Below are 7331 nucleotides of genomic sequence, written 5' to 3' on the forward strand. Positions count from 1 at the left end.
ATTACCGGAGGCGTGAAGTTATTTCCGGTCATTTAAAATTAAATAATATTTATTATTTCCTGATGTTTTAAATACCGCACTCTGTTTCTCACCCGGGGTAAATCCATTATGAGTCATCAATCCGGCCACGATAATGAAAAATCCGGCGCTCCCGGCGAAATAAGCCGCCGCCGCTTTATACAGGTCAGTTCTGTATTATCTGCGGTGCCGTTTCTGGCATCCGAAAGTATTGCATCCGCGCCGGCTGATCCGGCACATATTCCGGTTCATCAGACGGATGACGGCGTGCGCATTGTACCGACCTGCAGCAGTTTTGACTGCGGCGGGAAATGTGATATCCGCGCTCATATCAAAGACGGAAAAGCTATCCGCATCACGACCCGGCCGGATGCGGAACTCAATGAAGAGATGCCGATCATGCGGGCCTGCGTGCGCGGACGCGGCTACCGGAAATTTATTTATCATCCTGATCGCCTGAAATACCCGATGAAGCGGGTCGGTAAGCGCGGTGAGGGTCGTTTTGATCGCATCAGCTGGGAAGAAGCGACCAGCCTGATTGCCGCCGAATGGCAGCGCATCAGTGACAAATACGGCCCGGCATCACGGTTTGTCAGCCTGAGTACCGGGGTGACCGGCGGGATTTTTTCCGGCGCGAATATGCTGCGCCGCCTGTTTAATCTGACCGGCGGCTTTCTGGAAAACTATCATTCCGTCAGTAACGGCAACACCATGGCGGCCACGCCCTATACCTACGGCACGGCGGCCAGCGGCAGCACACTCGATACCCTGGAAAATACGCCGCTGGTGATCCTGTGGGGACATAATCCGAACGAAACGATTTTCGGGCACAGTAACCACTATTTCCAGAAGATGAAAAAAAACGGCACCAAATTTATTGTCGTTGATCCGCGCTATTCCGATACCGCCTCTTCGCTGGCGGATCAGTGGATCCCGCTGCTGCCGACCACCGACAACGCGATGATGGATGCGATGATGTATGTCATCGTGACAGAAAATCTGCACGATCAGGCATTTATTGATAAATACACCCTGGGTTTCAGTGAAGATCAGATGCCGGAAAGCGTGGCGGATAATGAATCGCTGGTGGCGTATCTGACCGGCCGCAAAGACGGCATGGCCAAAACCCCGGAATGGGCAGAGAAAATCACCAAAGTCCCGGCGGACACTATCCGTCAGCTGGCGCGTGAATATGCCACAACCAAACCGGCGGTGCTGATGCAGGGCTGGGGGCCGCAGCGTCATATCTGCGGTGAGCGCAGTGCGCGCGGGGCCACGCTGCTGGCAACGATTACCGGTAATGTCGGTGTGCGTGGCGGCTGGGCAGCGGGTTACGGCATGGCGCTGAATCCGGAATTGCGTAAAACCATCGCCGGACCGGTGCTGTTTGATAACCCGGTCAAAGCCAAAATCAACATCACCAACCAGGTGCAGGCGTGCGAAGACAAAAACCTGGTGACGCCGGATAACGGACTGAAAAATGCAGACAAACTCGACACCGAAATCAAAATGATTTTCTCGATGGCGGGTAACTACATGACCAACCAGAACACCGATATTCTTCATGCCGCAAGCGTGCTGGAGGATGAATCGAAAGTCGAATTTATCGTCTGCAGTGACCTCTATCTCACTCCGAGTGCGAAATATGCTGACCTGCTGCTGCCGGAAACCAGTTTTCTGGAACGCTGGAATATCGGCGGCACCTGGAGTTACGGCGATTATCTGATCCTGTCTGAAAAAGCCATTGAGCCGGAGTTTGAACGCCGTACTGATTATGACTGGCTGTGCGAAGTGGCAGAGAAACTGGGTGTCCGTGATGCTTTCACCGAAGGCCATGAAACAGATCGCGACTGGATAGAGTTTCTCGTCAATGACGCGGCACAGAAGCGCCCGGAAGATAACATTCCAACCTTTGATGAGCTGCTGGTCAAACGTCGCCATTTATTAACGCATCGTCCGCATACGCAGAATGTCGCGTTTGAGCAGAATATTCAGGATCCGGAAAACAACCCGTTCCCGACCCCGTCCGGCAAAATCGAGATTTTCTCCAAACACCTGTATGACATGCACAATCCGGAGATCCCGGCGCTGTCTCACTATGTTCCGGCAACAGAAGGACCGGAAGACAGTCTGACCGCGAAATATCCGTTACAGCTGATCACCTGGAAAGGGCGCAACCGCGCGAACTCCACGCAGTTTGCCAACCCGTGGTTACAGGAAGTGCAGCGCCAGGAGTTGTGGATCAACCCGGCGGATGCGGCTGATCGCGGCGTCAGTGACGGTGAGAAAGTGAAAGTGCATAACGATCGCGGTATCACCATGATCCCGGTGAAAATCACACAGCGCATTATGCCGGGCGTGGTGGCATTACAGGCCGGCGCCTGGTGGCAGCCGGACAGCAACGGCATTGATCAGGGTGGATGTGCCAACGTGCTCACCTCGTCACCCAGTACCGCGCTCGCCCACGGCAACGCGCACCAGACACTATTAGTTGAGGTGGAAAAAGCATGAGTAAATTCATTGTTTATCCGGCAGTCAGTGACAAACAGTTAGGTTTCTATATTGATTCCGCCCGCTGCTCCGGCTGCAAGGCGTGTCAGGTGGCGTGCAAGGACAAAAATAATCTTGATGTCGGCCGCCGTTTCCGTCGCGTGTATGAAATGACCGGCGGCGGCTACAGCCGCAATAAAAACGGTGCGCTGATTAATAACGTGTTCGCCTGCACACTCTCCATCTCCTGTAACCACTGCAAAGATCCGATCTGCGTGCGCAACTGCCCGACAATCGCAATGCATAAGCGCGAAGGGGACGGCATTGTGATGGTCAATACCGATAAATGTGTCGGCTGCGGTGCCTGTGCGTGGTCGTGTCCGTACGGCGCACCGCAGATGAATCCGGAAACGAAACAGATGTCGAAATGCGATTTCTGTATTGATCTTCAGCAGAAAGGTGAGCAGCCGGTATGTGTCAGCACCTGTCCGCTCGGGGCGATTCAGTTCGGACCAATTGAGGAACTGCGGGCGAAATACGGCTCACTCGATTACGTGACAGGTTTGCCGGATCCGTCAATCACGCATCCGAATCTGGTGATCAATCCGCATCAGGGCGCAAATTTTGATGACATGAACAGTGAGAGAAAAGAAAAATGAATGAGTGGTCACTTTTAATTTTCACTTACATGATGAATGCGGCGGCGGGGCTGTGCGTTATGAGCGGGGTGTTTGCCGTGCATCTCAGCCGCTGCCTCCCGGCGGACAGTTTCAAACGCTTTATGATGCTGACGATTTTTATTATCTGCACCATTGCGGGGGCTGGCTCGGTCGCATCAATTACCCACCTCGGCGTGCCGCTTAATGCGCCGAATGCCGTTAATAATGTGTTCAGTGCCTGGCTCAGCCGTGAAGTGGTGGTAACGGCCGCGTTTGTCGGTGCGCTCGGTGTCAGTTTTCTCTGGCTGTGGAAGACAGGAAAATTCTCTTTTCTGTTATACGGTGGCGCCATGGCTGTCGGGCTGGCTGATATTTTTTGTATGGCATCGATTTACCGTTACACCTCGATTCTGACCTGGAATGACATCAACACCTATCTGATGTTTTACGGCACAACACTGACACTCGGTGCCGTCCTGTTTGTGCCGGTGGTGATGGTGATCCGGAAAGCCGGACACCGGGCCGGGATTACACTGCCCGCAGACACATTATCATTATCACAGCTGTGGCTGCTGTGGGGAGTGATGGCGGTAAGTCTGATCGGGCGCCTGCTGTATCAGCCGTTTTATGCGCATTACCTGACCCGTACACAGCTGACACACAAATCAATCACATTCCCGCTGTCACCCATTGAAGCGTATGACAGTATTGCCGGGCTGCGGATTGGTGTCTGGGGTGCGGCGGTGATTGGTGTGGCACTCTGCGGTATCTCTCTGGTGCGGGCACAGAAAAAAGCACGCAGCGGTTTACCGGTCTGCGCCGGGTTTATCAGCGGCTGTCTGCTGACCATCGCGGCAGAGTTTATGCTGCGTTATGTGTTCTATTACATTCATATCTGACGGGGGATGTAATGAGTAAAACAGCTCACTATGCGGCCGCGTTTAACGTACTGGGGATCTGCTATCTGTTCCCGCCGGATGATGACAGCAACCGGGCCGCTATGCGCCTGTTTACCCTGCCGGGATTTGCACAGCAGTGGCCGTGTGAGGTGGACAATACACTGTGTTCACAGCTGAGCCGCACGGCTGCGGAGGGCACAGAGGTACTGAAATCCGCATGGCAGTCTCTGTTTGCCGGGCCGGGAGCGTTACCGGCTCCGCCCTGGGGCTCAGTGTATCTGGATGCGGAGGGATTACTGCAGGGGGATTCGACCCTTGCACTGAGCGCATTCTTAAAACAGGAGCGGCTGAAACTGAAGACGCCGTATCCGGAACCGGCTGATCATATCGGGCTGATTTTATTCCAGGCGGCGGTACTGGCATCTGAAATGCGGAGCGCGGCGGTTAACACACTGCTCAGTCAGCATCTGATGAACTGGCTGCCGCGTTATGCGCAGCGTCTGGATACACACGGACACAGTCCGTTTTATTCCGCGCTGACCCGGCTGGCGCTGACCACCGTGCAATCATTTATAAAAGCATAATATTCACAGTTATAAGGTTTGATTACATTGCCCGTATCTTATACGCCTCTTTCTCCGGAGGCGTATTTTTTTATCTGTTGTATTACGTATTTCTTTCTGCATCCACCGGCCGGGGAATTGCTGATTTCTCAGCTTGCACAGGAAACCTATGATTCCCTGACAGATAAATCCAAAAGCTCACCGGAATCCTATAAAAAACTGTTTTCTGTTAATCCGCCGTATAACCTGGTTTTGCGGATCACGTATGTGAATAAAGATAATAAGAAGAATATCTTTATCGCCTCCGGACTGGCTGACAAAGATGAGTGCTCGGTGCACTTTAACGGCTGGCTGACAGAGCAGCGGGAATTCTGAGGCCGTCATAAACAAAAACACCCGGACCGATGCCGGGCGTGACTGGTTATGCGGGCATTACAGCTCAGAGAAAGCGTAAGCGGCCGCATCAATGGTTTTGCGGATATCTTCGTCGCTGTGCGCGACAGACATAAATCCGGCCTCAAAGGCGGATGGCGCCAGGTAAATACCCTGTTGCAGCATCAGGTGGAAGAATTTCTTAAAGCGCTCAACGTCGCAGTTCATCACATCCTGATAGCAGGTGACCGCCGGGGCATCGGTAAAGAACAGGCCGAACATCCCACCGACATGGTTAACCACAAACGGAATACCCGCTTCACGGGCTTTTTCGCACAGACCGTCTGCCAGCATATCCGTCAGTTCGGTCAGGCGCTGATGCACACCCGGCTGGGCGATTTCATGTAAGCAGGCAAGACCCGCCGCCATCGCGATCGGGTTACCGGACAGCGTTCCTGCCTGATAAACCGGGCCGGTCGGAGCGAGTTTTTCCATGATTTCACTACGGCCGCCGAAGGCACCTACCGGCATTCCGCCACCGATAATTTTACCCAGGCAGGTCAGGTCCGGCTCAACATCATAATGTGCCTGAGCACCGCCGAGGGCGACACGGAAGCCGGTCATCACTTCATCGATAATCAGCAGCGCACCGAACTCATCACACAGAGCGCGCAGGCCCGGCAGGAAATCCGCTGACGGCGGTATACAGTTCATATTCCCGGCGACCGGCTCGACAATGATACAGGCGATATCGTGCGGATGTTTTTCAAACGCCTCACGGACAGAGCTCAGGTCATTGTAGGTGCAGGTCAGTGTGTGTCTGGCAAAATCTGCCGGCACACCCGGTGAATTTGGCTGGCCGATGGTCAGTGCGCCGGAACCGGCTTTGACCAGCAGGCAGTCTGCGTGTCCGTGATAGCAGCCTTCAAATTTGATGATTTTATCGCGGGCGGTATAGCCGCGTGCCAGACGAATGGCACTCATGGTGGCTTCGGTACCGGAGTTCACCATACGCACCATATCCATGGACGGCACCAGTTCGGTGACAAATTTCGCCATTTCCACTTCGTCGGCAGTCGGTGCGCCGAAACTCAGCCCTTTTTCCACCGCTTTGATGACGGCGGTGCGGATGGCCGGGTGATTATGCCCCAGCACCATCGGCCCCCAGGAGCCGACATAGTCGATATAGGCTTTGCCGTCGACATCATAAATATAGGCCCCGTTGGCGCGCTCGATAAACAGCGGCGTACCGCCGACACCGTTAAAGGCACGAACCGGTGAGTTCACACCACCCGGGATAAAATGTTGTGCTTCAGTATAGAGATTTTCAGAACGGCTCATGCAGGACTCCTGTCAGTCGGTGAGCGGGAAATTGCGGCTATTGTAAAGGAGAGCGGCGGTGAATCCAACTTATCGCATTATCCTCATGATAACTATATCCTTATTAATAGTGTGGACACTGTGCTTTCTGTGTGGCGAAACTTGAACGATTGCCGGAGGTGGTGGATAATCAGCAGTAGTGTCCGGAAGCGGTCAGCTTCTGCGTGTGTTTACTGGTTGCGGCCAGTCTGGAGTAATAAATGAGCGATGATTCAGCAATGCCTCTGCAATTTACTGATGCGGCAGCTAAAAAAGTAAAAATCTTAATCGCGGATGAAGAAAATCCGAACCTGCGTCTGCGTGTGTATATCACCGGCGGCGGTTGCAGCGGTTTCCAGTATGGCTTCACGTTTGATGATGCCATCAATGACGGCGACATGACCATCGAAAAAGAAGGCGTGGCGCTGGTGGTTGATCCGATGAGCCTGCAATATCTGGTCGGCGGTTGTGTGGATTATACCGAAGGGCTGGAAGGTTCGCGGTTTATCGTCACCAACCCGAATGCCAAAACAACCTGTGGCTGTGGTTCTTCTTTCAGTATCTGATTTATCCGCAGACAAAAAACGGGCGCTTTTGCGCCCGTTTTGTTTTTATGCCGATAAGTATCATTAAAGAAAGAAGGGTTATTTTCTGCAACCTGTATCACATACAATAAAAGAGGATAATTGTGTATATCCGGCCTCAGATAGAGAAAATCGGTCATTCAGGATGATTTTATTCCGCTGCACTGCAAAAACCAGGATCTCCGGCTGAAACAGGAGCATATAAATACGGCGGACTATATTATATAACGGTGTAATACTAATATTATTTGTCAGATAAACTGATGAGTTAATAAAATGAAACAAAAATATATTATTTAATGTTTTAAAACACGGGAGGGGGCTTTAACCCAACTCCCCCTCCCCCCCAAGACACGTGGGAAGAGGGCGGGGGACCCCTGAGCATAA

The 7331-nt window shown here is 52.8% G+C and carries 7 protein-coding genes; 6 read left to right on the forward strand and 1 reads right to left on the reverse strand.

All coding sequences use genetic code 11. The annotated features are described in order from the left end of the window. Window positions 1–108: 108 nt before the first annotated feature. The 5 genes from GN208_RS17310 (at window position 109) to GN208_RS17330 (ending at window position 5004) form a co-directional block, all read left to right on the forward strand. The gene (locus GN208_RS17310; protein WP_243828497.1) at window positions 109–2529 is read left to right on the forward strand and encodes a DMSO/selenate family reductase complex A subunit; all 2421 of its coding nucleotides are present in this window, start codon (window positions 109–111) and stop codon (window positions 2527–2529) included. Beyond that, on the forward strand, window positions 2526–3167 hold the full coding sequence (locus tag GN208_RS17315; RefSeq protein ID WP_004235981.1) for a DMSO/selenate family reductase complex B subunit: 642 nt from the start codon (window positions 2526–2528) through the stop codon (window positions 3165–3167). The genes GN208_RS17310 and GN208_RS17315 overlap by 4 nt, the downstream gene beginning before the upstream one ends. Beyond that, entirely contained in the window at window positions 3164–4066 is a 903-nt protein-coding gene (locus tag GN208_RS17320) for a DmsC/YnfH family molybdoenzyme membrane anchor subunit (protein WP_004235980.1), read from the forward strand. The genes GN208_RS17315 and GN208_RS17320 overlap by 4 nt, the downstream gene beginning before the upstream one ends. A gap of 11 nt (window positions 4067–4077) precedes the next feature. Further along, complete coding sequence (locus tag GN208_RS17325; RefSeq protein WP_004235979.1) at window positions 4078–4650, forward strand: molecular chaperone TorD family protein; 573 nt, start codon at window positions 4078–4080, stop codon at window positions 4648–4650. Between the two features lie 117 nt (window positions 4651–4767). Then, window positions 4768–5004, forward strand: coding sequence for a hypothetical protein (locus tag GN208_RS17330; RefSeq protein ID WP_004235978.1), 237 nt, complete (start codon window positions 4768–4770; stop codon window positions 5002–5004). 57 nt (window positions 5005–5061) lie between these two features. On the opposite strand, the gene hemL is transcribed toward GN208_RS17330, so the two are convergent. Beyond that, complete coding sequence (gene hemL / locus GN208_RS17335) at window positions 5062–6342, reverse strand: glutamate-1-semialdehyde 2,1-aminomutase (RefSeq protein ID WP_004235976.1); 1281 nt, start codon at window positions 6340–6342, stop codon at window positions 5062–5064. Window positions 6343–6581: 239 nt separating this feature from the next. Here hemL and erpA point away from each other — a divergent pair, with 239 nt between their 5' ends. After that, window positions 6582–6926, forward strand: a complete 345-nt coding sequence (erpA, locus tag GN208_RS17340; protein ID WP_004235975.1) for an iron-sulfur cluster insertion protein ErpA — start codon at window positions 6582–6584, stop codon at window positions 6924–6926. The last annotated feature ends 405 nt before the right edge of the window (window positions 6927–7331 follow it).

Origin of the sequence: Morganella sp. HSTU-ASny43, from assembly GCF_022819185.1 — a bacterium.
Classification (GTDB): domain Bacteria; phylum Pseudomonadota; class Gammaproteobacteria; order Enterobacterales; family Enterobacteriaceae; genus Morganella; species Morganella morganii.